Source organism: Allobosea sp. GW823-FHT01F03 (assembly GCF_058798075.1).
In genome coordinates, this window is the sequence record NZ_CM179505.1 from 830,780 (window position 1) to 857,342 (window position 26,563).

General features: G+C 66.4%; 17 protein-coding genes. 7 read left to right on the top strand and 10 right to left on the bottom strand.

Annotated elements, in window-relative coordinates:
• Positions 1-76 precede the first annotated feature (76 nt).
• From AC3RCC_RS03875 to AC3RCC_RS03885, 3 genes are all read right to left on the bottom strand, one after another.
• Positions 77-1,438 carry an aminotransferase class I/II-fold pyridoxal phosphate-dependent enzyme gene (locus AC3RCC_RS03875; protein WP_291648994.1) on the bottom strand — a complete coding sequence of 454 codons (1,362 nt, stop codon included), beginning with the start codon at positions 1,436-1,438 and terminating at the stop codon, positions 77-79.
• Positions 1,435-8,856 carry a type I polyketide synthase gene (locus AC3RCC_RS03880; protein ID WP_492257648.1) on the bottom strand — a complete coding sequence of 2,474 codons (7,422 nt, stop codon included), beginning with the start codon at positions 8,854-8,856 and terminating at the stop codon, positions 1,435-1,437. Before AC3RCC_RS03880 ends, AC3RCC_RS03875 begins: the two co-directional genes overlap by 4 nt.
• Before the next feature lie 112 nt (positions 8,857-8,968).
• Entirely contained in the window at positions 8,969-10,315 is a 1,347-nt protein-coding gene (locus AC3RCC_RS03885) for a glycosyltransferase family 4 protein (protein ID WP_492257649.1), read from the bottom strand.
• Between the two features lie 124 nt (positions 10,316-10,439).
• On the opposite strand from AC3RCC_RS03885, the gene AC3RCC_RS03890 reads away from it, so the two are divergent.
• Complete coding sequence (locus AC3RCC_RS03890) at positions 10,440-11,102, top strand: CDP-alcohol phosphatidyltransferase family protein (RefSeq protein WP_492257650.1); 663 nt, start codon at positions 10,440-10,442, stop codon at positions 11,100-11,102.
• 33 nt (positions 11,103-11,135) lie between these two features.
• Here the strand turns inward: AC3RCC_RS03890 and AC3RCC_RS03895 are convergent, their stop codons facing one another.
• Positions 11,136-12,911: a WcbI family polysaccharide biosynthesis putative acetyltransferase gene (locus AC3RCC_RS03895; protein ID WP_492257651.1), complete on the bottom strand. Its 1,776-nt coding sequence runs from the start codon at positions 12,909-12,911 to the stop codon at positions 11,136-11,138.
• Positions 12,912-13,222: 311 nt separating this feature from the next.
• Between AC3RCC_RS03895 and AC3RCC_RS03900 the strand changes: the two genes are divergently transcribed.
• From AC3RCC_RS03900 to AC3RCC_RS03915, 4 genes are all read left to right on the top strand, one after another.
• Complete coding sequence (locus tag AC3RCC_RS03900) at positions 13,223-14,929, top strand: fatty acyl-AMP ligase (RefSeq protein ID WP_492257652.1); 1,707 nt, start codon at positions 13,223-13,225, stop codon at positions 14,927-14,929.
• A 55-nt stretch (positions 14,930-14,984) separates the two neighbouring features.
• Positions 14,985-15,230 (top strand): acyl carrier protein, encoded by a 246-nt coding sequence (locus tag AC3RCC_RS03905; RefSeq protein WP_492257653.1) that lies wholly within the window; start codon positions 14,985-14,987, stop codon positions 15,228-15,230.
• A gap of 156 nt (positions 15,231-15,386) precedes the next feature.
• On the top strand, positions 15,387-16,280 hold the full coding sequence (locus AC3RCC_RS03910; RefSeq protein WP_492257654.1) for a metal-dependent hydrolase: 894 nt from the start codon (positions 15,387-15,389) through the stop codon (positions 16,278-16,280).
• 9 nt (positions 16,281-16,289) lie between these two features.
• Positions 16,290-17,156: a class I SAM-dependent methyltransferase gene (locus tag AC3RCC_RS03915; RefSeq protein ID WP_492257655.1), complete on the top strand. Its 867-nt coding sequence runs from the start codon at positions 16,290-16,292 to the stop codon at positions 17,154-17,156.
• Here AC3RCC_RS03915 and AC3RCC_RS03920 read toward each other — a convergent pair.
• The 6 genes from AC3RCC_RS03920 to AC3RCC_RS03945 all read right to left on the bottom strand — a co-directional run bounded on the left by AC3RCC_RS03920 (position 17,134) and on the right by AC3RCC_RS03945 (position 24,420).
• Complete coding sequence (locus tag AC3RCC_RS03920; RefSeq protein WP_492257656.1) at positions 17,134-17,910, bottom strand: sterol desaturase family protein; 777 nt, start codon at positions 17,908-17,910, stop codon at positions 17,134-17,136. The two genes, AC3RCC_RS03915 and AC3RCC_RS03920, sit on opposite strands and share 23 nt — an antisense overlap.
• Positions 17,911-17,936: 26 nt before the next feature.
• Positions 17,937-18,830, bottom strand: coding sequence for an FkbM family methyltransferase (locus AC3RCC_RS03925; protein WP_492257657.1), 894 nt, complete (start codon positions 18,828-18,830; stop codon positions 17,937-17,939).
• Between the two features lie 157 nt (positions 18,831-18,987).
• Positions 18,988-20,892: an adenylyl-sulfate kinase gene (gene cysC / locus AC3RCC_RS03930; RefSeq protein ID WP_492257658.1), complete on the bottom strand. Its 1,905-nt coding sequence runs from the start codon at positions 20,890-20,892 to the stop codon at positions 18,988-18,990.
• Positions 20,889-21,821 (bottom strand): sulfate adenylyltransferase subunit CysD, encoded by a 933-nt coding sequence (gene cysD / locus AC3RCC_RS03935; protein ID WP_492257659.1) that lies wholly within the window; start codon positions 21,819-21,821, stop codon positions 20,889-20,891. Before cysD ends, cysC begins: the two co-directional genes overlap by 4 nt.
• Before the next feature lie 47 nt (positions 21,822-21,868).
• Complete coding sequence (locus AC3RCC_RS03940) at positions 21,869-22,993, bottom strand: polysaccharide biosynthesis/export family protein (RefSeq protein WP_492258744.1); 1,125 nt, start codon at positions 22,991-22,993, stop codon at positions 21,869-21,871.
• Between the two features lie 224 nt (positions 22,994-23,217).
• Entirely contained in the window at positions 23,218-24,420 is a 1,203-nt protein-coding gene (locus AC3RCC_RS03945; protein WP_492257660.1) for a KpsE/RkpR family capsule polysaccharide export protein, read from the bottom strand.
• A 49-nt stretch (positions 24,421-24,469) separates the two neighbouring features.
• Here AC3RCC_RS03945 and AC3RCC_RS03950 point away from each other — a divergent pair, with 49 nt between their 5' ends.
• Complete coding sequence (locus AC3RCC_RS03950; RefSeq protein ID WP_492257661.1) at positions 24,470-25,819, top strand: KpsE/RkpR family capsule polysaccharide export protein; 1,350 nt, start codon at positions 24,470-24,472, stop codon at positions 25,817-25,819.
• A gap of 1 nt (position 25,820) precedes the next feature.
• On the top strand, positions 25,821-26,531 hold the full coding sequence (locus tag AC3RCC_RS03955) for an ABC transporter ATP-binding protein (protein WP_291649018.1): 711 nt from the start codon (positions 25,821-25,823) through the stop codon (positions 26,529-26,531).
• Positions 26,532-26,563: the final 32 nt, after the last annotated feature.

Here is a 26,563-nt window from a genome sequence, read left to right on the forward strand (position 1 = left end):
CCTGTTGGCGATGTGTCGTCGAAAGTCGCCGATGACGGAGTGGGCGCAGCCTCGCGTGCCACGGGACGAGGAGAGGTCATTCGGCCCCGCCGCGCAGAATCTGCTTCAGCGAGGCGTCGCCGAGGTTCCGCACTTCCCGGACCAGACAATCGACGGCGTCGTCGATCTGGGCGTCGCTATGGGTGGCGTTGATGAAGAAGCGCAGACGCGCCGCCTTCTCCGGCACCCCCGGCGGCACGATCGGAAAGGCGTTGACGCCCTGATCGAGCAGGCGCTCGGCCAGCATGACGGTCGGAACCGTCTCGCCGATGACGATCGGAACGACGCCGAAGCCCCAGCTCTCGCCGGTGTCGAGGCCGGCCTGCCGCGCCCGCTCGCGGAAGCGCTGCGATTGCCGCTGCAGGCGCAGGACACGCTCCGGCTCGCGCCGCATGAGATCGAGCGCCACGGTGGCGGCGACCGCGTTGGTCGCCGGCATCCCGACGCTGTAGACGAAGCCCGGAGCCTGATGCTTCAGCAGATCGACCGCTGCGGCGCAGCCCGCGACATATCCGCCGCAACTGACGAGCGATTTCGACAATGTTCCGAGCCAGAGGTCGACGCCCTGCGGTGCAATGTCCTGATGCTCGAAGATGCCGCGTCCGCTCCGCCCGAGGACACCCAGACCATGGGCATCGTCGATCATCAGCCAGGCGGAGAAGTCCGTCTTGATCTCGATCAGCCGCGCGAGGTCGGGGCCGTCGCCATCCATCGAGAACAGACCCTCGCTGACGATCAGCACCCGCTCGAACTGGTGCCGGTCCGCCTCGAGCATGGCCTGGAGGGCATCGAGATCATTGTGGGGGAAGATTCGTCGGGTCGAGCCGGCGAGCTGAGCGCCGACCACGACACAATTGTGGATCAGCGCGTCGTGAAGGATCAGATCGCGCGGCCCGAGCAGCGTGGCGATTGCCGATACCGCGCCGGCATGGCCGGACACGAAGGCGACGCAATCATCGGTCTCGTAATTGCGGGCGAGCGCACTCTCGAGGTCCCGATGGACCCGGCGTTCGCCTGCGGTGATCCGGCTGGCCGAAACGGAGCTGCCGTATTCCGCGACCGCCTTTGCGATCGCATCGGCGATCTCCGGGTGACCGTTCAGACCGAGATAGTCATAGGAGGCGAAGTTGGTGACCTGCCTGCCTTCGACGACGGAGGTCGCGCCCGCCCTGGCCTCGTGGAGGCGATAATACGGGCTCTCCAACTTTGCGAAGTCGGCAAAGCTCCTCTGGAACGCCATCTGCTGATAAAGCGGATGATCCTCGAAAGCCATGCTGACGCGCGGCAGATTCCGAACGCCGCGACCGGCCAGGGCCGGTGCGGCTTGCGGAATCTCCTCCATCTGCACCAGGAGTTTCGCCAGGGCGCCGTCTGAAAGGGGGCGGTTGTCGTGGCTCATTCGGCGGCGCCGCGGCGAGGCTGACGAACCATCGTCTCGATCTGGCTCGCCTGTTCGGGTGAGATATCCATCTTCGAATGCACGTTCGCCAGCCTGATGATGGTCGCCTGCATGCTCTCCGCCGAGGCCGGATCGGTCTCCTCCTCGGCCTGATCCAGCTGGTCGACGATGGAGCCCGCCATGTCGAGGAGGCTGCGGTCGCCGGCACCCACCACCGTGATCTGGACGTCGATCGCCGCCTCGAGTGCCATATGCAGCTCCAGAGCCATCAGCGAGTCGAGCCCGAGATCGGCGAGCGGCCGTGTGAGGTCGACATTGCTTTCCGCCATGCGCAGGATCTCGGCCACCTCTCGGCGCAGGACGCCCGTCACGATCCCGATGGCCTCCTCGCGGCTCTTCCCTCGCAGGCTGGAGCCGAGGTCTTCGGCATGGGCCGCGCGCGCCTCGCCGCCGGGATTGCCGAGATCGATGAAGGCCGCGCTCTTGAGCAGGTTGAGTTTCTCGGCCCCTGCACCCGGTGTGATGCCCGCGAAGAACTGCACGGGATCGACGGCGTTGCCGAGTCTCAGGAGCCGGCCGAGATGTGCCAGAGCCTCGAAAGAGCGCATCGGCACCACACCGGTCGCCCGGCGCAACCGCTGCCCGAGGCGCTTGTCGCGGGCGATGAGGCCGACATCGGAGATGGCGCCCCAGCCGATGGCGAGGCCGGGCTTCCCCAGGCTCCGGCGGCCGCGCATGAAGCCTTCGAGGAAGCCGTTCGCCGCGACATAGGCGCTCTGCCCGGGACTGCCGATCAGCGTCGTCGCTGACGAATAGGCGACGAAGAAATCGAGCTGATGGTCCGCGGTCGCCTCCGACAGGTTGATGATGCCGTCAACCTTGGTGCGCAACACCGCCTCGAGCCGTTCCGGCGCGAGATTGGCGATCAAGCCGTCGTCGAGATGCACCGCCGCATGGATCACGCCGCGAAGCGGGCCATGGTCGCGGGCGAGACGCGCGACGGTCTCCCTGACGGCAGCTCCATCGCAGATGTCGAGCGCTTCGACGATGACCTGCGTGCCAGCGGTCCGCATCTCGGCGAGCTGCGGTGCGAGCTCCTCGTCCACCGCGCCGCGGCGGGAGAGCAGCGCGACATGCGAGGCGCCCTTGCGTGCGAGCCATTGGGCGGTGGCGAAGCCGAGGCCTGCCGTGCCGCCGACGACGATATGGAGCCCGGGCGGAACCGTGTAGTCCAAAGACGCCAGATCGGTCCGCGCCGTCCGAGGCGGACGGATGACGATCTTGCCGACATGCTCGGACGCCTGCATGGTCCGGAATGCCGCGCCGACTTCGTAGGCTTCGAAGCTGCGATAGGTCAGCGGCCGCAGACCCTGCGTCCGGAAAGCCTCCGACAGCTCGGTCATCATCCCGCGCACCAGGTCGGGATCGACGGCGAGCAGTTCGTCGAGGTCGACACCGCTATAGGCGATGTTGCGCAGGAAAGGCCGTAAGGCCAGCTGCGTATTGTCGAGAAAGTCGCGCTTTCCGAGTTCCAGGAAACGCCCGAACGGCTTGAGCAGGCGGAAGCTAGCCAGCATGGCCGGGCCGGCCAGTGAATTGAGCACGACGTCGACCGGGCCGAATTGCCTGCGAATCTCGCCGGCGAAACGTTCCTGACGCGAATCGAAGACCGCGTCGGCGCCGGCCGCGGTGGCGATGGCGCGTCGCGCCTCGTTGCTCGCCGTCCCGAAGACACGCGCCCCGTGCAGCTTGGCGATCTGGATCGCGGCGAGGCCGACGCCGCCGGCCGCACCGTGGACGAGGACGTCTTCGCCGGCGCGGACATGGCCCCGCGCGACCAGGGCATACCACGCCGTCGAAAAGGCGACGGGGATCGTGGCCGCGGCTTCGAGGTCGAGCCCGTCAGGCGCCGGGAAGAAATGCCAGTCGGGGCAGGTGATGTGGGAGGCGAACGCGCCGGCGGCGAAGCCCATCACCGGATCGCCCGGCCGCAGCCGCGTCACGCCCGGGCCGACCCGGCTCACGCGCCCCGCGCATTCGAAGCCGAGTGCCGCGCGGGTCAATCCGGCGCCGAGCAGATCGTCGTCGAGGAGACCGAGGCCGACCATCACGTCGCGATAGTTCAGCCCGGAAGCGACGATCTCGACCTCGATCTCGCCGTCCCGCGGGGCCTCACGCGGCTGGCGTTGCCATTCGAAGCCGTCGAGACCAACGCCATCGGCGAAATGGAGGACGGCACGTTCATGCGGACCGAGCGGCGTGTCGAGCGCGATGCCGCGCCGAACACGGCTGACCTCGACGCCCGAATCGGTGATCCGAATGTCGCGCTCGGCATTGTCGAGGGCGAGAATTCCGGTGAGATCGACGCCGGCCGCATCCGAGATATCGACGAGGCGCAGGTCGATCTCGGGAAATTCGTTGATCGCGACGCGTGTGAAGGCCGAGACGCCGGCATCCTCGCCCAGGCGAGCGCCGTCGCCGGTATGGGCGTTCTGGGTCAGGACCAGCATGCGGCAAGGCCGCCCTGCTTCGGCGAGCAGCTTCAGCAGCGCCGCCAGGCTCTCGATGCGCGCAGCCAGTCGGCTGGTGGGCGGCGCGTCCGGGGCCTCGGGCGCGACGACGACCGTCGCGCGCTCGCCGGGCGGCAGCGCCGCCAGCCAGGTGCCGAGCGCCTCGATGTGGTCGCGATCGACGATCTCGGGATTCGCCAGGCCGTAGCGCGCTTCGTGAGCGCCGACGATCGCGACATGGTCGGATGCAGCGGGCGCGATGTCGGAGCGGACGGCGCGAGCGCTGGCCAAAGCCAGAACGCGATCAGCGTCGTGGCCGGTTTCGACGGCGGCGACACGTGCCGACTCCAGACGCCGCCGTAAGCCGTCCGGCCCGCCCAGCGACGGGTTGCCACGATCCTGCCAGATGGACGGGGTCGAGCTCCCGAGCAGGAAGGCGAGGTGCAGATCGTCGACGGGCGCGGCGAGCAGGATCGGCGCACCGTCTTCCAGGAGGTCGATGGCGCTGCGCTGCGCCGCCTCGTTCGTCTCCTGGAACGGCGAGAGCGGCATGCCGAAGCCGATGAGCGCATCGAAGCGCCACGGGGCCGATTTCTCGCTCCCGTCGAGGACCAGCATGTCGAACAGGCTACCGACGCCCGGCCAATGCCGCTGCTCGTCGGCCCTCGCGGCGTTGGCGACAGCGAGCATGACCTTGATGCGCCCATCGCGGGTCGCGGTCGCCAGCGCTTCCGCCAGTCCGCTGTTCCAGTCGCCGGCGACGAGCACCCGCAGCGGCCGCGTGGCGGCGGCGGTCCAGAGGTCCAGCGTGTGGCCGACCGCATCGCGCAACGCCCCGGAAAGCCCGAGCAGGCTCCACTGGTCATGGGCGAAGCCGGCGGGGCGCGCATCGATCTCGCCTGTGCGGAGGAAGGGCCCGGCCTGGGTCAATGCCTGCGCCGCCAGGCGCAATTCACGGTTCGCCGCCGGGAAACGCTGCATCAGCGTGCCGAGCAGGGCTTCCGGCGAAGGCATGGCGAAGGTCGCGGAGAGCCGTGTGCCGGCCTCGGTGCTCTCCAGCCCTCCCGCCATGGCGAGAATGTCGCGCGCCATCCCGAAAAGCGGCTGGGCGGCTGTAGCAATCACACCACTGGTCGCGGCGCTCTCGAAGCTGTCGCCGCTCTCCGGCGGCAAGAGATCGCAACAGAGCTTTCGCGCCAGGGAAACGGCGAAGGCCTTCAGCAGCAGCGAAAGCTGCTTCGCCTCGCCGGGTTGGCCCCGACCGGGGTCGGCCGCAGCGAGCGGAGGCGGCGGCAGGGCGACGGGAGCGACCGCCAGACGCTCCTCCCGAAAAGTCCGCTCGACCATGAAGGGCTTGACCAGATGGACGGAGCGCAGGACCGCAGCCTCGATCGAGGCGACGAGTTTGCCCCGATCGCACATGAGGGAGACGGAGAGCGTCTTGAAGCGGTCGGTTTCCCGCAGCAGCTTGGTCACCGAATGCGTGATCTTCGCCCCCGGCTTCCAGACGCGGATCTGCCGGAAACGGATCGGGAGATGCGCCTTGCGCTCCCCGTCCCGCTGCGGCCGCGCCAGGAAAAGCCCATGGAAGCTTCCGTCCAGCGAGACGGGGTGCAGCACATGCAGGTCGTCATAGGCTCCGACGCCGCCATCGGGCACGGAGAGGCGGCTTTCGCCAACGGTGTCGTCGCGCCGTGTCGAGAGTACGACCTGGAAGCGCGGTCCATAGTCGAGACCTGCGCGCTCGGCCGCAGCGTAGATTTCCGCGCCCTCGTTCAGGATCGGGTTCTCGACCGCGGGGATCTCGGGCGTCTGCGCCGCAGAGGCGGTGTGCAGCGGCCCGAGCACGCCGCGGGCGTGCAGTATCCAGTCGCTGCCGGCGAAACGGCGCCGGCTCCAGATCTCGATCGTGCCGGTATGCTCGAAATGGCGGGTCGAGATCTCGCGCGTTTCGTCATCGGCGAAGGTCATCGCCTTGGTGATGTCGAATTCCGCGATCTCCAGGGGCACCGCTCCGAACAGCTCCCGGCCGGCCGCCAGGGCCAGCTCGATCAGCGCCGCCGCGGGCATCACCACGCCGCCATCGACCCTGTGATCGCCGAGATAGGGCAGCAAGACAGGGTCGAGCAGATTGCGCCATTCCGGCGAACCGTTTGAAACGCGCGCTCCGAGCAAGGGGTGTAGCGGCAGGCTTGCTATCAGGCGACCATGGGCGTTGAGCGCTTCGCTCGTGCCGTCGAAGTGATACTGCTCCGGCTGGAACGGATATGGCGGCAAGGCTTCGACCGCAGCCGGCGGCTCGCCGAAAACGGCCTGCTGCTCGTGCCGGACGCCATTGACCACCATGCGAGCGACCACGCCGCGGATCGGATCCCGATCCGCGGGGTCGCTTGCCGACAGCGTCGACAGGATCGGGTTCTGGGCCTGGCTCGCCCGCAGGATATCGGCGATCGGTCCGACCAGGATCGGGCGCGGGGCGATTTCGACGAAGGCAGCTTCGGGATGGGCCGCCAATGCCACCTCGATCGCCTCCGCGAAGCGCACGGGGCGGCGGATATTGTGCCACCAATACGACGCGTCCAACATGGCGGGAGCCAGCGAGTGCCCGGTCACCGTCGAATAGAACGGGATCTGGGGCTCCTGGCCGGCAATCCCGCCGAGGTCGCGCAGAAGGCCCTCGCGCACGACCTCCAGCGCCCGCGAGTGGAAGGGATAATCGACCGCCAGGGGCACGCTGGCGATCCGGCTCCTGCGCGCCAGCCGGGCCAGGACGTCGAGCTGGTCAGCGGGCCCCGACACCGTTGTCGAGGTCGCGCTGTTGTAGGCCGCGATATCGATCTCCGACGTACCTGCCTGCCGAATGAGATCCTCGACATTGGCCGGGTTGCTCGCCAGAACCAGCATACGGCCTTTGCCGCGCACCGTTTCCTGATGCCGGCTTCGCTTGTGCATGACCCGCAAAGCGTCGCGACGCGACAGCAGCCCGCAGCATTCCGCCGCCGCGACCTCGCCGACGCTGTGGCCGAGCGCGCCAAGGGGGCGGACACCATACTCTGCGAGAACAGCGGCGAGAGCCGACTGGATCGCGAAGATCAGCGGTTGTGCCACCGAGGTGAGCTCGAGCTGCTCGTCCGGGACCCCGTCGCGCAGATGGTCGGCGATCGACCAGCCGGCGATTTCGGCATAGAGGCGATCAATGTCGTCGATCTCGCGCCGGAAGGACGGATTGGTCCGATAGGCCGCGACGCCCATCTGCGCGAATTGCGCACCATTGCCGCTGAATACGAAGACTGCGCCGCGTTCCGCCCCGTGAACGACCGCGGCCGCGCCGCGCCCCTGCAAATCGGAACCCTGGCCGAATGCGCGCAGGCTCGCGGCCACATCCGCCGCTGCGGTAGAGCCATCCGGGACGGCAATCGCCAGTCGATGCGGCAGCAATTCGCGCTGATGCGCGAGGGCGCTCGCGACGCGCGCGACAGCGCGTCCATCCGCAACCGTCTCGGCGATCTGCAGCGCGCGGGTCTTCAATGCGTCGGCCGTGCCGCCGGAGACGAGCAGCACCTCGGCCTGGCGCGCGCCTGATCCATTCGCCCCGGCAGGCTGGTGATCGCGCGCCGCGCGCAGGATCGCGTGTCCGTTCGTGCCGCCGAAACCGTAATTGCAGACGCCGGCGAAAAGATCCCCGTCACCGGAGGTCAGTGTGAGCGGCTGCGTCAGTGGCGACAGATTGAGCTCATCGAAGGCGATCGCCGTGTTTCGCTCTTCGGTGAACAGCGAGCGCGGTGCGAGGCGATGCTCCAGCGCCAGGCTCGCCTTGAGCAGACTGGCCAGCCCGGACGCCGCTTCCAGATGGCCGATATTCGATTTGACCGATCCGATCGGCAGCGGCGCACTGCGTCGCCGACCCAGCCCCTCGCCGATGGCGGCGGCCTCGATGGGGTCGCCGATCTTCGTGCCCGTCCCGTGCGCTTCGACGAATGCGAGCGCTTCGGGCGCTATCCCCGCTGACCGGTAGACCGTCTCGATCAGATTCTGCTGCGATTCCTGCGAAGGCAGCGAGATGCCGTTCGTCCGGCCGTCCGCATTCGTGCCGGCGGCAACCACCACGCTGCGGATACGGCGGCCGGCAGCGACCGCTTCCGGCTCCCTTTGAAGCAGCAGCACCACGGCCCCTTCGGAACGGACATAGCCGTCCGCAGCCTCGGAAAAAGGCCGGCACAACCCGGTGGACGAGAGCATGCGTGCCTGAGAGAAGCCGATGAAGGGCACGGGCGAGAGCAGCATGTTCACACCGCCGACGATCGCCAGCTCGATGTCGCCGGCACGCAGCGCCGAGACCGCCTGTGTCAGCGCGACGAACGAGGACGAGCACGCCGCGTCGACCGTGAAGCTCGGGCCCTTGAGGTCGAAGACATAGGACAGCCGGTTGGCGAGAACCGACAGCGCATTGCCGGTCATGAAGTGGCTGCCGATCACGGCGGGATCGAGCGCCCCAACGCTCTGGTAGTCGGCCAGGGAGGCGCCGACATAGACGCCGATATTGCGGCCAGCGAGCGAGGAGGGCGGCAGGCCGGCATCCTCGCAGGCGCGCCAGGCTGCCGTCAGCAGCAGACGCTGCTGCGGGTCCATCTGCTGCGCTTCTCGCGGCGAGATGTTGAACGGTGTCGGATCGAAGCCGAACGCGTCGTCGAGATAGCCCCCGGCGAAGGTGTAGGAGAAGCCGGGAGCAGGGTCGCCCGGACGAAGGAAACGCTCCACATTCCAGCGCCCATGAGGGCGGGCCGAAACGACGTTACGGCCGGCCGTCAGCAGCTCCCAGAAGGATTCGAGACTATTCGCACCCGGAAGGATGCACGAAGCGCCGATAATCGCGGCTTCGGTGGGAATTGACTGCTGTCGGAGCGACATGGACTTAGACAATCCTAGCGAAATGATACGACCCGCCCGGCGCTTCTCGGCACTATTGTCCCACCATATGCTCCCTGCTGATAAGGGGGCTTCAGGCAAAAAACAATCCGAGTCACGTCCGGGCCGCCTGATCGGTCAGGATCGTGTGAATGAAATGTGACAGTGACGAAAAGTAATCCGACCAGGTGAGCTCGGCATAGCCGGGAGACGGGGCCAGACGGCGGGGCTCCCCGGACAGCAGCGCGGCGATGGCGGCCTCCCAGCCCGGGCCGTCGATCGGGTCGACGAATGTCGTCCCCGGATGTCCCACTTCGCGATGCGCAGGGATGTCGGAGGCGATGACCGGCGTGCCGAGGACCGCCGCTTCCACGACCGGCAGGCCGAAGCCCTCGATGAAGGACGGCATCAGCAATGCGCGCGCGCCGCTGATCAGCCGCTTGAGCGCCGGGGTCGAGAGGCCGTGAAGCACATGGATGTAGTCGCTGACCTGGCCGGAGCGCCGCAGGCGATCGAGAATCAGATCGCCCTGCCAGCCCTTGGCGCCCGCGATCACGAGATGCGGCGTGGCTGGACCATGCTTGCGATACAGGCGCTTCCAGACCTCGAGAAGCAGAAGATGATTCTTTCTCAGCTCTACCGCGCCGCAGATCACGAAATACGGGACGCCGGTCAGGGTCGGATCCGGGTCGGGTGTCCCGCGAAAGATCGAGGGGACGGGCAAGGGCAGCGCAAGTGTCGGCAGTGCCTTGGCGCCGCGGCGCTCCAGCTCCGTTTCGATCGCCTTCTGGGCCGTTCGTGTGGTGACGATCAGGCCGGCGGCATAGCGCGCGGTCTGATCGACCATGGTCGCGTGCGCCTTGACGGCGTGCGGGGCGACGTATTCCGGTGTCTCCAGCGGAATGACGTCGTGCAGCATGAAGAGCGGCCGGATATCGGGCCGCCGGTTCAGCCAGCGCAGAAGGAAGGGCACCGTCAGACCGACCTGGCCGACATTGACGTAGACCGTGTCGCGCCCGAGGCGCGCAACCGCATCCTCGCCAAGGCCGATGCCCGTCGCCTTGAGCAGGGCGGTCATGCGCGCCGTCAGGGTGAGAGCGCCGTTCGAGGGTAGGTACCAGGAGGATTTGCCCGCCTGGATCGTCGGAGCGAGCGATGTCCAGGCGCCGTCGATCGCTGGCTGCCTGTTCTCCGCCCAAAGTTCCTCGAGACGCGTGAGGCCACGCAGGACGCGCTCGCGCGAGAAGGTCCGGGTGCCCCATGCCGTGGGCAAGATCGCGCAGCAATCTTCCGTCGAGTGCTCAAAGAAATGGCGCGCATAGGCCAGATCGACGCGGTCGATGCCCCGCGGCGTCAGGGACAGCGGTCCCAGCAGAAGGCGAGTCGCGTCATAGGCAATAGGCACTAAAGATCCTAAAATTCGTTTAGTTGTGACGGTCGGCCATCGTCGCCTGCTTGCCAAGACTGCCGAGTAGAACGGACTTCATGTCGAAAATCAATCCGATCTATACGCCCGGCGATACTTGCAACCAGCGATCCGTTCGGCGATAGCTGGTTCCACGATTGGCATCAAGCAGTCACCGCCTTTGATACGCATCCACAACAGCCTGGTCCGCTCCCTTGAGAGGAAGGCGCTGGACTGGCTCGTCAGGCGCGCGCCCGCGCGCGTCACGCCCGATTTCCTGACGGCTTTCGGGATCGCCGGCGCCGGGATCACGCTCGTCGGCTATGTACTGACCAGCTGGTCTCCCGGCTTCCTGTGGCTGGCCACATTGGGCCTCGTGCTTCACTGGCTCGGCGATTCGCTCGACGGCAGCCTGGCGCGCTTCAGGAAGATCGAGCGCCCGCGATACGGCTATTTTCTCGACCAGTCGATCGATGTCGTCGGGAACCTGCTGATCTGCGTCGGCATGGGCCTGTCGCCCTATGTACGCATGGATGTGGCGCTGTTCGCGCTCGCCGGCTACCACGCCTTGTCGATCTATTCCCAGGTCAGGGCCTGCGTGTCCGGCGAATTCCACGTCTCCCTGGCCGGCTGGGGCCCAACGGAGATGCGCCTGCTCATCATACTGATGAATACGATGGTCTTCTTCTTCGGCGCGCCGGTCTTCGAGGTGGGCGGCCTGGCGATGACCTGGTGCGACGTCTCCGTCCTGCTGATGGCAGCCGGTTTCTTCGTGACCTTCGTGCACTTGCTCGCGAGCTATGCCCGGCAGCTGGCTCGCGAGGAGGGCGACAACGGCAAATAGCGACGCATCGCCACCCGAAACGGCGTTGGATGGCTATCCGTAATAGGCGATGTATTTCCGGAAATACGCCTCCCAGGTCAGCCATTCGCCCCGAACCAGGTACTTCCGACGAGCGTCCGCCCAGCTCATTCCCAGCGCCGCCGCGACTTTCGGGTGGATTGGCACCTGCAGGCGACGCAGCGAGTTCAGCGAGCCGGGCAGCAGGAAATGCAGGGGCAGTCCGAGCTCGCGCGAAACCTGCCGGACCAGCATTTTCATGATTCGGCCATTGGGATGGGCCGTCGTATAGAAGGTCTGCTTGCTCCTGAAATTCTCGAGGATGTAGGCCCCGATCCCGGCCGCGAATTTTCGGTCCATGTCCTCGAGGCGCGCCTGCTCGAAGCGATGCAGGCGGTTGAAGTCGATGACCCGCTCGATATCGAGCGACTCATAAGCCCGGAAGCGTTGCTCGTGATCGGGGATTTCCTTGCGCAGCCGCGCCAGGAGGCCGTCGAAATAGGTGAACTCGAAATTCGGGAAGTCGCGGTTGCGGGCCAGCTTGTCGTCCGGCCCGTTGAAGGCGTCGAAGGGCCAGGGCGAGGCGAAGCGCACGCAGGGGTAACGCAGCGTCGGCAGATCGCTCGGCACATGCGCGCGCAACGGATACTGGTCCCATTCCCGAATGTCCTGGACGAGGAGGAGATCGCATTCCTCCAAATCGCGCCGGCCCTGCTCGTGCAGATTGGCAGGCAGCTCCATATAGTGGTGCTTGACCGAGAAATGGCGCGAAAAGCCGGAATGATGACGAAGCGCCTCGGCGAGAAGATTGCCCTGGCAGTTCCCGAAGATGACGATCTGCTTCCTGGCGCTTCGGCGGGGGGCCGGCCTCCCGGAGGATTGCTGCGATGGTGGAGCGAGGGGTTCCGCGGAGAACCGGTGCAGATCGAGCGCGGTGAGGAGGATGTCCGCATTGCGGAAGTGGCTCAGGCGGATATCGATCGAGCGCGGCACGCCGGCATCCAGGCCCAGATCCCGCGGCACGGTGAATTCGAAGGAAAGGCGGCCAGATTCCAACTCGCTCGTCCCGAACCGGCCCTCCCCGAGCGGAATGCCGTCCCGTGTCCTGACCGTGACTGCGAGTGCCTCGTCGGAGATGTTGCGGGCGCGCCTGAGAACGCAGCCGATTTCTGCGCGATAGCTGCCAGCCGGTAGCCGCAGGATCGCCGAGCTGCGGCCGAGCTTGAGGCGTGTGACGGACAAGGGCGAAAGGCGCACTCCGCCAGGGGCGGGAAGGGTTCGCAGCCGGCCGAGCAGCCGCCATGGCGCGAGTTCGGCCGGCGCTTCGGCAGCGCAGTCTGCGGACGCCTCGCGATGCAGCGTCACCGCGAGCATGGTCAAGAAGGCATTGCCGAAATGCGTGAAGCGGAACTCGAAAGGGGCGTCGGCGCCGCTTTCGATGCTCAGATCTGCTGGAACTGTGAATGACAGGCTCTGCTCGCCGTCGCGAAGCTCGGCTGCGCTGTAGTCGCGCCAGGCCCGCAGGATCCGATTCTGCGCGATAACCTCGAGACCCATGACGGGGTGCTCGCCCTGCAGCGGCATCTTCACCTGACAGCGGAAGGACAGGCGGTATCGCCCTGCCTCGAGACGCAGGAAGGGGCCGTAGAGAAAGGCCTGGGCCGGGATCAGGAACACGACCGACACGGTGCCGTCGGCCCAGCGCCTTGCCGGCTCGCGAACCTCCATCACGGGCAGGAGCGGCCGGGCCTCGTCATCGGGAGACTGCCGAGCTGCCGCCGGCATCGTCTTGACTTGATCTAGAGCATCCATCCTCTGTTCCAACAGGTCGGGCCCGGCTCCTCTGCGTGATCCGCGACGATCCTGCAGAACGGCCCGCCTCGCAAGCCGACCCGGTCCAGCTCTAACATCACTGACGCGGCCGTGCAGCCATGGCGCGTCGGCTTTCCAGGTTGATCTGGTCGGAGGTGCGCTCCATAGAAGGCTACGGGCTCCTTCCAGGTCCTCTCCATGGCAGAGAAGACGGCAGTATACTATTCGAAGATCGCTGACGGCGCTCGTTCCACAGATGGATCGCTATGAGTCATTTTTCGTCCCTGGCAGAGGTCTTGCAACATCAGGCCATGACGAGGCCGGACATCGCCGCCGTGACGGTCTATTCCGACCGCCCGGGTGAGCCTTCGAGACTGAGCTTCGCTGAGCTCTACGCGCAGGCGGCGCATCTGGCCCGGCAGCTCGCGGCCGAGACGGTGCCGGGCGACCGCGCCCTGCTGGTCTTTCCGTCCTGCCTCGAATTCGTCGTCGCCTATTTCGCCTGCCTGATCGCCGGGGTGGCGGCGGTGCCGATGATGCCGCCGCGCCGCAATGCGAACCATGATGCCAGCGCTGCCATCATCGCCGACTGCGCGCCGCGCCTGGCGCTGAGCCCGGCATCGGATCCTGATCCGCGCGGCCTGCTGCGCGAGCGCCTGGCCGCGCGCGGCATCCGCCATCTCCCGGTCGCCCTGGCATCCCGGCCGAACCAGGCCGGAGAACTCCGGAGCAACCCGACGGGCCTCGCCTTCCTGCAATACACTTCGGGTTCCACCTCCGCCCCGAAGGGGGTCATGGTCAGCCATCGCAATCTCCTCGCCAATCTGGAGATGATGCGGCAGCGTCTGGGGAACCATGCGGGCTCGGCGCATGTGAGCTGGATTCCGCTCTATCACGATCTCGGCCTGATCATGAACCTGCTGCAGCCGATCTATCTCGGCGCGCCTTGCGTTCTCATGACGCCATCGGGGTTCATGCATCGCCCGCTCAACTGGCTGAGGGCCATTCACGAGTATCGTGCCGAGGTCGCTGCGGCGCCGAATTTCGCCTTCGATCTCTGCGTCGACCGTTTCCGGCCCGAGCAGATGGAGGGCATCGACCTCGGCGGATGGAAGATCGCGCTCAACGGCGCCGAGCCGGTGCGTGCGGCGACGCTGGAACGGTTCAGCGCCACCTTCGCCGCCTATGGCTTCGCGCCCGAAGCGATGCGGCCGGCCTACGGGCTGGCAGAGGCGACATTGCTGGTGAGCGCCGCGGAGCGGGGCAGCCTGCCCCGGACGCGCGAGGTCAGCGCCCGGGCGCTGAAGGCCGCGCAAATTGCCTCGCCGGAGGGGGAGGGCGACTGCCAGAGAATCGTCAGCTGCGGCTCGCCGATGACCGGGCTGTCCATCGCCATCGTCGACCCGGACACGCTGCATCCGGTGCAGCCGGGCCGGATCGGCGAGATCTGGATCCGGGCCGACAGCGTCGCCGACGGCTATTGGCTGCGTCCGGAAGAGAGCGAGCGGATTTTCGAGGCCCGGCCACGGCGGGCGGGGACAGGTGCCGAGGACAATGGCGACTGGCTCAGGACCGGCGATCTCGGCCATCTCGACGAAGCTGGCGAACTCTATGTCGTCGGCCGGATCAAGGACGTCATGATCATCCGCGGCGTCAACCATTACCCGCAGGACATCGAGGCCACGGTCGCGGCGAGCCATCCTGCCCTGCGGCGGGATCATGGCGCGGCCTTCACCATCACGGACGAGCATGGCATCGAGCGCATCGTCGTCGTCCAGGAAATCGAGCGCAGCCGGCGCCACGCCGTCGTCGAGGCGGAGGTGGTCGCGGCGATCCAGGCGGCGGTGGTGAACAATCACGACGTTGCCGCCGACCGGATCGTTCTGATCCGGACCGGCTCGCTGCCGAAGACCACGAGCGGCAAGGTCCAGCGCGATCTGACCCGGCGCCGCTTGTCGGAAGGAACGCTCGAACGATGGAATCTGCCCGAGCGGCCAGGGGAAACCATCCCCGCCTGATACGGGCGTTCCGCTTCGCTTGAAATTGCTCTCGCTCCCCACCCGACGGATCGCCATGCCACCCACTTCCGAGATCGAACGCTTCTGTACCGCCCGGCTCGCCGCCATGTTGGAGATCGACGAGGCCGGCATCGCGCCGATGACGAGCTTCGCCAGCCTGGGGCTCGATTCGGCCGCCGCCGTCCATTTCGTCCTGGAGGTCGAGCAGGAATACGGCGTCGAGCTCTATCCGGGCGTCACGCAGGATTATCCGACGATTGCGCAGTTCGCCGAGCACCTCGCTGGCGCGACAGCCCCCTAGGCTGCTGCCGGTCCGTTTGCGCGTGCGGGCGGGGTTTTGCGTCTGGCTCCGCCATTGCCGTGCGATGCAGCCTCGACGGGTTGCGCTGTTGACGATAGGTAGTCGCCTGCCGACGAACCGATGCGGCAGGGGACCCACCGGGATGGACCAGAGCTGATGGCACATGCTCCGAACGCGGCCGGCGGCCAGCACATGGCGAATGCCGAAGACATCATCCCGCGCGACATCCGGTTCGGTATCCTCGACAACGCCCAGCGCCATTGGCTCGAGGACGACATCATCAAGACGGTGCTGATCGACGGGCTCTCGATCTTCCTGCCCGAGGGCGAGCGCTTCTTCATCCGCTCGCTGAAGCATTACGGGCCGAAGCTGCAGGACCGCGAGCTCGCGGCCGAGATCAACGGCTACTCCGTGCAGGAGGCCTATCACACGCGCGAGCACGAGGAATACAACCGCGCCATGGCCAGGCTCGGCTACGACGTCGAGAAGATGGAGGCGCCGATCCGTCGGGGGTTCGACATCGTCAAGAACCCGCTGCACCGGCTGTCGATCACCTGCGCGATCGAGCACATGACGGCGACGCTGTCGACGCTGACCTTGCGCCATCCGGAGCTGATGGACAAGGCCGCGCCGGCCTATCGGCGGCTGTGGATGTGGCATGCGCTGGAGGAACTCGAGCACAAGGCCGTGGCGCTGGACGTGCTCAAGGCGGCGACCCCGGAAATGTCGAGCTGGCAGCGCTATTTTGTCCGCGTCCTCGGGATGAACGGGACGCTGTTTCCCTTCCTCGTGCTCTTCCTGCGCAACGTCCCGATCTATGCGAAGACGGATGGGGTGAAGACCGGGTTTCGCTTCTGGCTGCGCTTCTTCTGGGTGACGATGGTCTATCCCGGCTATTGGCGGCGCTGCTTGCCGAACGTGCTGCGCTACTACCTGCCGGGTTTCGACCCGCGCAACAGCGATGACCAGGAGCTGATGCGCAAGGGGCGCGACTGGCTGGCCGCCAATCTCCCGCCCGCGCCCGGCGCTTCGCCGCATTCGGCCTCCTGAGCATCGGACATGGCGAGCCAAGCCTTCTCCGGCCTGCTGGAAGCCATCGACCGGGGTGCCTTCCCCAAGACCCGCAAATGGCTGTGGCGCGGCCTCTACAACATCCTGTCCCGGCGCTGGCGCGACGACGACTGGCGTTTCATGAACTACGGCTTCCTGCCGCCCGCGCCCGGCATTCCGCTGGAGCAGGAGGACGAGGCGGACCGGCCCTTCATCGGGCTCTATGCGCAGGCGGTCGCCGGATTGCCGATGAAGGGCGCGCGCGTGCTCGAGATCGGCTCGGGACGCGGGGGCGGGGCGCGCTACATCGCCCGCTATTGCGAGCCGGATTCCGTCATCGGGCTCGATTATTCTCCCGCGACGGTCGCTCTCGCCCGCCGTCTAAATCGCGACACGCCGAGGCTGGCCTTCGAGATCGGCGACGCCGAGAAGCTGCCTTTCGCAGACGGCGCCTTCGACGTGGTGATCAACATCGAGTCCTCGCATTGCTATGGGGATGTGGCGGCCTTCGCGCGGGAGGCGGCCCGCGTCCTGGCTCCCGGCGGCTGGTTCAGTTTCGCCGACATGCGCGGCAGGGCGACACTCCCACTGCTGCGGCAGCAGCTGGCGGTGCCAGGGCTGGTCCTGCGCGGCGAGACCGACCTCTCGCAGGGCGTCATCACCGCGCTCGACGCAGCCGAGCAGCGCAAGCGGGCTCGCATCGGCAAGATCCGCTTCATGCGCGGCTTCATCAGCGAGTTCGCGGGCTCGCAGGGCTCGATTCTCTACCGGGAACTGAGCGAGGGCGGAGTCGTCTACCTCGCGCAGCGCTATCGGAAGGAAGACGATTCCCGCGAACTGCCTCCTCCGACGATCAGCGACGCTCCGAAGGCGTAGGTGGGGCTGGCTCCGCCGCCTCGCCGCCGGACGGCTCGAAGCTCTTCAGCGTGTCGTCGTAGCGCGGATGCAGCGTGCCCATCCAGCGGTCCCACAGCGAGAAGGTGTGGCCGTAGTTGAAGCGGAACGTGCCGTGATGCTGGTCATGAAACACGGTGCTGGCGAGCGGCCAGGGCGAACGCCCGGCGGGCGAGGCAAAATGCTCGAAGCCGGCATGCCCGAGCATGCCGCTGATCTGATCGTAGAGCTTCTGCAGCACGAGCATCTGCCACGGGATCGGCAGGATGAAGACGATGATCGCGTAATAGGCCTGGTTGAGCAGCGCCTCGACGAAGCTTTCGTGATGATTGCTCCACACGGTCGGCGCCACGCTCTTATGGTGGAGCGCGTGAAAACGATAGAAGACGCGGCCGTGGAGCAGCCGGTGGACCCAGTAGAACCACGCATCGTAGAGAACGACCGAGAGCAGCAGCGTCAGCGGCCCGGACCACCAGCCGAGTTCGAGCGGGGTGAGAGACCAGCCCTGTTCCTGTGCGAACAGGCCGAAGGCGAAGCAGGCCGACAGCGTCAGGATCGAGATCGGGGCCTGCCGCAGTTCCTTCCATTTGCGCCGGTTGACACGGTCGTTCTGGATGCGGCGTTCGGGATGCCGACGATTCATGACCTCGAAGAAGAGGCCGGTGAGCAGCATCACCAGCACGACGGCAGCCACCACCAGACCGAAGAGGCGGAGGAAGTCGTTCAGCAGCGCCACGGTCGCAATCCCATCATCGATCCGGTTCAGGCGGCGCCGTCCAAATAGAGCAGGCGATCTTCCTGGTTGCCCGGGTCGAGCAATTCCTCATCCGTGACGGGCGTGACTTGCGCATCGTAGCCAAGGCATCGCAGCGCCGGATAAGGGCCGCGCAGCCGCGCGAGCAGGCCTCGGGGATCCCGGCAGCGCCCCGGGTTGAATTCGAGGATGATTCGCGGCCGCCAGCGTTCGATGGTCCGACCCAGCCCGAGCGCGATGTCCTCCTCCGCCCCTTCCGCGTCGATCTTCAGAAAATCGATGCGGGGGAAGCCGGCGAAAAGCGCGTCGAGGCTGCGGATCGGCACGGCGACCAGCGAGGCGTCGTCGTGCCGATCCGCCACGCCGACGAGGGTGGCATTCTTCGGTTCGCCGGCCGGGACGAACAGGCATCCCTGTCCGTCGCCCGCGCCGGCAGCCGCAGCCGCGATGGTGCTGCGGCCGGCGAAGCCGTTGAGCTCGAGCGTTCGCTTCAGCATCTCGACGACGGGAGGGTTGGGCTCGACGGCCAGGAGACGGCCCGTCGGCCCGATCAGATCGGCCATCAGCAGCGAGTAGTAGCCGAAATTCGCGCCGACATCGGCGACATGCATCCCGGGCGCGACCAGGCGGGCGATGAACTGCGTCAGCCACATCTCCCAATAGCCGTCGAGCATGACATGCGCGGCAAAGCCGCGATCCCGCGTGTCGAGAAACGCCTTGTAGCGTCCCAGGACCCGCGACAGCACGGTATGCTCGCCCAGATAGACGCTTTGCGTCGCCGCGCGGCAGACGCATTCGACTCGGTAACGGTCGGGCCCCCGCAGTTCATCCAGGGACAGGATGCTTCCGGGCAGGATCTGCGCCTGCATGTGCGGATGCTCCGCGATATGCGTCTTGTTCATCAACCCGTCCATTCCGACCGGACATCGATGCGCACCGCGGCGCGCCTGAGCCGGATCCGGTCACGCCACAACGACCCGACCGTGAATACGCTTCTAAACTATTGATAGAGAACGTTTTGCCGATCCGACTGCATGTGCACTCTTATCGGAACGTGCTCTAGGTGGCGATACCCCGTTCGATCAACGATCTCACGACGCGATCGGCCAGTTCGTCGACCTCGTATCGGCTGCTGTCAAGGTGAAGATCCGGAGCGATGGGCCGCTCATAGACGGAGTCGATGCCGGTGAAGTTGCGGATCTCGCCGCGGCGCGCCTTTGCGTAGAGGCCCTTTGGATCCCTGTGCTCGCAGATTTCGAGGGGAGCATCGATGAAGACCTCCAGGAAGGGACAGCCGGCGAGGCGCTCGCGCACCATGGCCCGGTCGGCCGCGAAGGGGGATATGAAGCCGCACAGCACGATCAAGCCGGCATCGACCATGAGCTTGGCGACTTCCGCGACGCGACGCAGGTTTTCGACGCGGTCGCCTTCGGCGAAGCCGAGGTCGCGATTGAGCCCCAGGCGGATATTGTCGCCGTCGAGCAGGATCGTCAGCTTGCGCCGCGCATGCAGCCGGCGCTCGACGGCGTCTGCTATCGTCGACTTGCCGGCGCCGGACAGGCCGGTGAACCAGAGGACCGCGCCCTTCTGGCCCAGCAGGCTCTCGCGCGCCTGCCGATCGACCGTCAACTTCTGCGCGAACAGATTGCTGCCGCGCTCAAGCGCGTTCCGCACCATTCCGGCTGCGACGGTCTCGCCGCTGACGCGGTCGACCAGCAGGAACCCGCCGGTGGCCGGACAGCGGGAATAGCTGTCGAATGCGATCATTCCGGGCGTCGCGAGGTGGCAGATCGCGATCTCGTCGCGTTCGATCTGCGTGCCCGCCACCAAGGCGCCGCCGACGATGTCGAGCTTGCCCCGGATCGCCGTCACGGTCACCGGGGAGGTCAGGGTGCCGAGGCGCAGTTCGTAGTCGCGGCCGGCGAACAGCGCCCGCTCGCCGAACCAGACCACATGTGCCGCAAAGTGGTTCGCGCATGCCGGCGCATCGCCGCCGGCATGCAGCAGGTCGCCGCGGCCGAGGTCGATCTCCGGTGTCAGCGTGACGGCGACGGCCTCTCCCGGCCCGGCCCGCTCGACCGGTCCGTCCGCCCCGATCAGTTCCCGTATGGTGGCTTCAGTGCCGCCTATGGCGGTCCTGACCCGCGCGCCTGAGGACAGCGTCCCGGCGGCGATGGTCCCCGCATAGAGGCGCTCGCCCCCGGCCGTGCGCCAGACGCCCTGGATCGGCAGGCGCAGGTCGCCGACCGGCTTCGGCCTTTCGATCACGAGGCGTTCGAGATGGTCGAGGAGTGTCGGCCCTCGATACCAGGGCATGGAGGGGCTGGCGGTCACGACATTGTCGCCCAGGCGCGCGGAGACCGGAATGGCGACGACCTCGAGATCGAGATGCTTCGCGACCGGGGCGAAGCTCTCGACGATCCGGTCCAGGCTATCCGCCTCGAACCCGACGGCATCCATCTTGTTCACGGCCAGGACGATGTGCCGGATGCCGAGCATGCCGCAGATCGCTGCGTGCCGGAAGGTCTGCGTCCGCAATCCGCGGACGGCGTCGGCCAGAATGATACCGACCTCGCATTGCGAAGCGCCGGTCGCCATGTTGGCGGTGTATTGTTCGTGGCCGGGTGTGTCGGCGATGATGAAATCGCGCCGGGGGGTCGACATGTAGCGATAGGCGACATCGATGGTGATGTTGCGCTCGCGCTCGGCCGCCAGGCCATCGGTCAGCAGCGAATAGTCGATCTCGCCTTGCCGGGTGCCGTAACGGCGCGAATCGGCCTCGAGGGCTGCCAGTTGGTCGTCGGGGACGGCTCCGGCCTCATGGAGGAGGCGCCCGATGAGGGTGGACTTGCCGTCATCCACGGCGCCGCACGCCAGGATGCGCAATGCTGGCGGACGCTCGGGTGGTGCCTCCCGTTCGGTCTCGCCGAAGACCGCGCGATAGGTTGCTGAAACGGGGTTCAAAAATAGCCCTCCCGCTTCTTCGCTTCCATGGACGCCGCGCCGGTGCCGTCGATCAGCCGGCCATGGCGTTCCGAGGTGGTGGTGGCTTCCAGCTCGGCCACGACCTCCGCCACGGTAGCGGCTTCGGATTCGACTGCCGCGCTGAGCGGATAGCAGCCGAGCGAGCGAAAGCGGACGGATCGCAGCTCCGCGACCTCGCCGGGCTGCAACGGAAAGCGCTCGTCATCCACGACGATGAGCGAGCCGCCTCGGTCGACCACCGGGCGCGGGCGTGCCAGATAGAGCGGCACGATCGGAATGCCTTCCGCCAGGGTGTAGCGCCAGACGTCCCGCTCGCTCCAGTTCGACAGCGGAAAGACCCGCATCGTCTCGCCCGGCCGCAGATGCGGGTTCACAAGGCGCCAGAATTCCGGTCTCTGGCTGCGCGGTTCCCAGCCATGTCCGGGGCTGCGCAGCGAGAAGACGCGCTCCTTGGCGCGGCTCTTCTCCTCGTCCCGGCGCGCGCCTCCTATCGCCACGTCGAAGCCTGCCTGCACGAGGGCCTGCTTGAGCGCCTCGGTCTTCATGACGCGGGTATAGGCGTTCGCATCGGCGGAGAAGGGCGAGACGCCGCGCTCCAGCCCCTCGCGGTTGACATGCACCCTGAGCTCGTAGCCCAACGCCCGTGCGAGCCGGTCGCGAAAAGCGATCATATCGCGGAACTTCCACGTCGTGTCGACGTGCAGCAGCGGAAATGGCGGCCTGGCCGGCCAGAAGGCCTTGGCCGCCAGATGGGCGAGAACCGTCGAATCCTTGCCGATCGAATACAGCATCACCGGCCGCTGGAAGAGAGCGGCCGTCTCCCGCAGCAGGAAGATCGCCTCTTCTTCCAGCCTCCTGAGGTGGTTCACGCCATTATTCGTCCGGTTCGGCGGGAGGGGCGGCCCCATTTGCGGGGCTTGGACCCTGTCGGCGCCTCGATTGCGAGAATGCGCGCCTAGTAGAAGCGGCCCGCGACACTGGCGCCTTGAACCACCGGCGAGGACAGGCTCTGGAAGACGGAGAAGGCCTTCTGCAGATCCGTCAGCGGCGCATTCGAGACATAGAGGATGTCGCCCCTCTGCACGCGCAGCCCCTGGGCGATGAACAATCCGTTGGGGTCGCGCAGGTTCACGCGATAGACCACCGGAATCCGCCCGCCACGACCGAGGAGCGGGCTGTCCGGCTTGATCCGGCGCAGCAGTTCGGCGGATTCGAAGCGATACAGGAACACGCCTTCCGGGTCCGCGCGGAAGTCGAGAAGGCCGCCGGACTTGGCGATCGCCTGTGCCAGGTTCATGGCGTCGGCGTCGAACGGAATATCGGTGTTGCGTCCGGTCGCGCCGGCGGCGATGAAGGTTCTCGGGTTCCGGACCAGCGTCAGGGTATCGCCGCCACGCAGATAGATGTTCTCGCGCGGGTTGTTGACGACGGTCATCATCGGAACCGCGACGGAACGCGAGCCGCGCATGAGACGGATCTCGGTCTCGTTGACGGGCGCGCGGATGCCGCCGGCTGCGGCGATGACGTCGAGAATGCGATCGCCCCGGTTGGAAAGAGGGATGCGCCCGCCCGTCGCCACTTCGCCGGTGACCGCCACCGTGCTGCTGACCGGCCGGCTGACCGTGACCAGGATCTGCGGCTGGATCGCCTTGCCGGCGAGGCGTTCCTCGATCGTGCTCTGGACCTCTGCCGCCGTTTTGCCGGCCACTTTGACGCGTCCGGCGTAGGGCACCGAAATCGTCCCGTCACGGGCGACGGCCTGCTCCGGGATCGTGGCGGTCCGCGAACCGGGCGAGAAGCGATCCGTGGTCAGAGGCGCCGAGAAGAGGCCGCCTGCTCCAGCCTCCCAGATCGTCACCGCGACGAAGTCGCCGATCCCGATCCGGGTCTCGACCGCCCCGCTGCGATCGCCGAAGCTGCCGCTGAAGCTGTCGACCGCCCGGCTGTTCAGCGCGGCGAGCGAGGCCGGAGTGAGATCGATCAGCTCGAAGTTGAAGTTCGCGTTCTCGGCCGATGGGGACACGATATCTGAAGTGGACGGACCACTGGCAGGGAGATTGGAGCAACCCGCCAAAGTCATGGCGGACAGAAACACGAATAGGCCTACCCGCACAGATCTCGTCTCCTACGCCACTCGGCGACTACCACTGATTGTCCCGTTTTGAAAACAAAACGAAACCGAGGGAGCGCATTCCCTTTCGGAGTGTGGACTTCTTGCATCGCGAAACGGTTACGCGCTGCGCGGTGAACGGAAACATGGTTACCAGAACGTGAAGGGGCGAGGCAGCCGGCGGTTCGCGGCGCCTATTTCATCTTGATGGCGTGTTCGCGCACGCCGGCGAGCACCAGCCAGCCGACCAGGAACAGCAGGAGGCTTGCGGCGAAGGTCACGACCACCCCCCGCAGCCGGCGGGGCTGTTCGGCGAAGTCGGCGATCCGGGGTTCCACCACCCGCTCGAGATAGAGCTGCTGGCGACGCGCTTCGTTCCGTGCGACTTCGAGGCTGGTCATGGCGGAGGCGAGCGCCTTGACCGCGAATTCCCGCTGAAGATTGAGTCTCTCATAGCCAGCGATCTTTTCCGCCAGGCCGTCCGACGCATTCGAAACGCGCTGGCGCTCCAGTGTGATCTGCGCCTCGAGAGCAGCGATCCGGCGCCGCAGTCCTGGAATCTGCGGGGAGCTCGGCGAAGAAGCCTCGATCTCCCGCAGCTGAGCCGTCACTGCGGCCAGTTCGTCCGACAGGCGGCCGATGAGCGCGGCGATGACGAGCGAGCTCTGCGATGGGTCGAGCATCAGCTCGCGATTCCGGAATTCGGTGATCGCGAGCTGCGTCTCGACCAGGCGTTCCTCACCCCGTTTGACCTCGGCTTCGGCGAAGCGGATGGCGTCGGCACGGATTCTCTCGTTCATGCGATTGACCAGTGCCTCGCCCAGATTGAGCAATGTCCGGTTGATCTCGACCGAATCCTCGGGTCGGAAAGCCTCGACGGTCAGGGTCGTCAGCCCGGTCGTCGCGCCGTGGAGCACGCTGACGAACGATTTGTAGTGCTGGAACAGCTCCTCATCGCTCGAGCCGCGCAGCAGATTGGGATAGCGCGCCACGAAATCTGCGCCGGGGCGATCGAACATATCGCGCAGGGGCAGGCGCTCCGAGAGCGCAGTCACCGCATCACGCGACAGCAGATATTCCTGGACCGAATAGCTGTCGTCCTGTGACCGGGTGACGCCGACGATTTGCAGCAGCCCGCCAAGGCCGCCGGCAAGCGGCGCCTTGGCGGAGCGAACCACGAAAGTGGATTCGGACACGAACCGGTCCGAGGCGATCAGGCCGAAATAAATCGCCGAGAGCGCCGTGGGCAGCGCGACGAACAGAAGAAACGCCGCCTTGCTCCAGCTCAGGCGGATGGTCGGGCGCGGACGCAGCTCGGCATCGGGCGCCACGTCGGGAGCGCGATCTGTTCCGGGGAGCGGCAGGCGAAAATGCTTGGCGGCGAGCGGCCGTGCCACATGGGCGATCGGACGCAGCCGCCGAGAGAGTTTCTCGAAGCGCTGCCTCATGCCGGGACCTCGCTCCCCTCGCCGATTCGCAGAGAAGCGTTCATGTCAGGTCGATGTCGCGAGTGTCCGGAACCATTGGTTCGGCATTCCTATCGAAGAGGCGGCCTGCTATCTAGCACTCAAGTGTCGGGATCAGAAGTCGACGATGTCTCAAGGTATAATGCAGGAAAGTGCCACCGACTATGTTGAGCTCGTTCCCTTGCGGGTCAACGAGGCCGGTGTCGGCTTGCCCGCCAAGAAGCCTCTGCCCGGTTGGCTGGCTGCGCTGTCCCGGCACGCGCTGATCCTCGTAACCTTCGTCCTGCCCTGTTTCCTCGCCGTGCTTTATTACGGGCTGATCGTCGCTGACCGCTATACTTCCGAGGCGCAGTTCGTGGTCAGAAGCCCGAGCCGGGCAGGCCTCGACCAGCTGACGGGCATGATCCCGGTCACGGGTGGGGAGCGAGCCTCCGACGAGGCCAGTTCCGTTCACGAGTTCGTACGCTCGCGCGATGCCGTCGAATTGCTCGTGCAGAAGGCCGATCTGCGGGCGATCCTGTCGCGACCGGAGGGCGATGTCTTCTGGCGCTTCCCCGGATGGTTCTCCAGGGATCTGCGAGAAAAGCTCTTCGAGCGTTATCTGGATTTCGTCTCGATCAAGCCGGACGGCAGCACGGGCATCAGCACGCTGGTCGTGCAGAGCTTCCGGCCGGAGGATTCGGTGAAGATGGCCGAGGTCCTGCTCCAGGGATCGGAGGCGCTGATCAACCGGCTGAACGAACGCGCGCGCGCCGACACGATCCGGGCCGCCACGCGTGAAGTCGAAACGGCGAAGGCGCGTGCCTTCGAGCGGCGCGAGGAACTCACGACCTTCCGGACGCGCGCGGGGACAGTCGATCCGGCGAAATCCTCCCAGAACCTCCTGGAAACGATCGGGAAGCTGTCTTTCGAGGTCGCGCAGCTCAATGCGCAGCTCGCCGAAGCGCAACGGAACTCGCCCCAGGGGCCGCAGATCACGAATCTGCGCAACCGCATCCAGGCGGTCGAGCAGCAGATCGTCGAGGAGAAGCGGCAGATCGGCGGGTCGGCCCAGGCGCTGGCCCCGATCATCGCCGAATATGAGCGCCTGGTGCTCGAGCGCGAATTCGCGGACCGCGCGCTCGCCTCCGCGCTCGCCTCGCTGGAAAACGCCCGGGCCGAATCCCAGCGCCAGCAGCTCTATCTCGAACGCGTCGTGGCGCCGCACGCCGCCGATTATCCGAGCCAGCCGAGGCGCTTGCTCTGGATCGGCATTGTTTTCCTGCTCAGCCTCTCGGTCTATTCGATATGCCGTTCGCTGCGGGACTATCTTCGTCAGCGCGAGCATTGAGATGACGTCGCCTGCCGCCCTTTCGTCTCGGCCCGACACCGCCCCTGAAGCCGGCGCGGAGCGGGTGGTGCGTGCCGACGACATCGTGAAGGAATTCCATACCGAGCACGGTCCCCGACGTGTGCTGGACGGAATCTCGTTCAGCGTCGGGGCCGGCGAACGGATGGCGATCCTGGGCCGCAACGGTGCCGGCAAGTCGACCCTGATCAAGATTCTCGCAGGCGTCGAGCGGCCGACCTATGGCAAGATCCATCGCGGCCTGAACATGTCGTGGCCCTTGGCCATCGGCGGCGGTTTTGAAGGGCAGATGACCGGCTACGATGCCTGCCGGTTCGTTTCCGCCCTGTATGGCGCGCCGCTCAAGGACACCGTCGAGTTCGTCGCCGATTTCACCGAGCTGGGCAGCCAGCTCTTCACGCAAGCGCGTTTCTATTCAGACGGCATGCGGGCACGCCTGGCCTTCGGGCTCTCCCTGGCCATCGACTTCGAATGCTACCTCATCGACGAGGTCATCCTGGTCGGCGACCGGCGCTTCCAGCAACGCTGCCATGACGAGCTTCTCGTCAAGCGCAAGGACCGGGCCATGCTCATGGCGATCCATTCGATGGAATTCGCCCGAGAGTTCTGCAGCTCGGCGCTGGTTCTGAAGCAGGGGCGCGGCCGCGTCTTCTACGATCTCGATCTGGCCTGTTCGATCTATGCGACATTGTGAACCGTCACGCGGACCTATCTCTCGCCCGGTGA

Bases quoted from the DNA above. Each gene is read 5' to 3' on its own strand.
- AC3RCC_RS03875 (WP_291648994.1), bottom strand. From the start codon at position 1,438: ATGAGCCACGACAACCGCCCCCTTTCAGACGGCGCCCTGGCGAAACTC.
- AC3RCC_RS03880 (WP_492257648.1), bottom strand. From the start codon at position 8,856: ATGTCGCTCCGACAGCAGTCAATTCCCACCGAAGCCGCGATTATCGGC.
- AC3RCC_RS03895 (WP_492257651.1), bottom strand. From the start codon at position 12,911: ATGGATGCTCTAGATCAAGTCAAGACGATGCCGGCGGCAGCTCGGCAG.
- AC3RCC_RS03900 (WP_492257652.1), top strand. From the start codon at position 13,223: ATGACGAGGCCGGACATCGCCGCCGTGACGGTCTATTCCGACCGCCCG.
- AC3RCC_RS03905 (WP_492257653.1), top strand. From the start codon at position 14,985: ATGCCACCCACTTCCGAGATCGAACGCTTCTGTACCGCCCGGCTCGCC.
- AC3RCC_RS03910 (WP_492257654.1), top strand. From the start codon at position 15,387: ATGGCACATGCTCCGAACGCGGCCGGCGGCCAGCACATGGCGAATGCC.
- AC3RCC_RS03915 (WP_492257655.1), top strand. From the start codon at position 16,290: ATGGCGAGCCAAGCCTTCTCCGGCCTGCTGGAAGCCATCGACCGGGGT.
- AC3RCC_RS03925 (WP_492257657.1), bottom strand. From the start codon at position 18,830: ATGAACAAGACGCATATCGCGGAGCATCCGCACATGCAGGCGCAGATC.
- cysD (WP_492257659.1), bottom strand. From the start codon at position 21,821: ATGGGGCCGCCCCTCCCGCCGAACCGGACGAATAATGGCGTGAACCAC.
- AC3RCC_RS03940 (WP_492258744.1), bottom strand. From the start codon at position 22,993: ATGACTTTGGCGGGTTGCTCCAATCTCCCTGCCAGTGGTCCGTCCACT.
- AC3RCC_RS03950 (WP_492257661.1), top strand. From the start codon at position 24,470: ATGCCGGGACCTCGCTCCCCTCGCCGATTCGCAGAGAAGCGTTCATGT.
- AC3RCC_RS03955 (WP_291649018.1), top strand. From the start codon at position 25,821: ATGACGTCGCCTGCCGCCCTTTCGTCTCGGCCCGACACCGCCCCTGAA.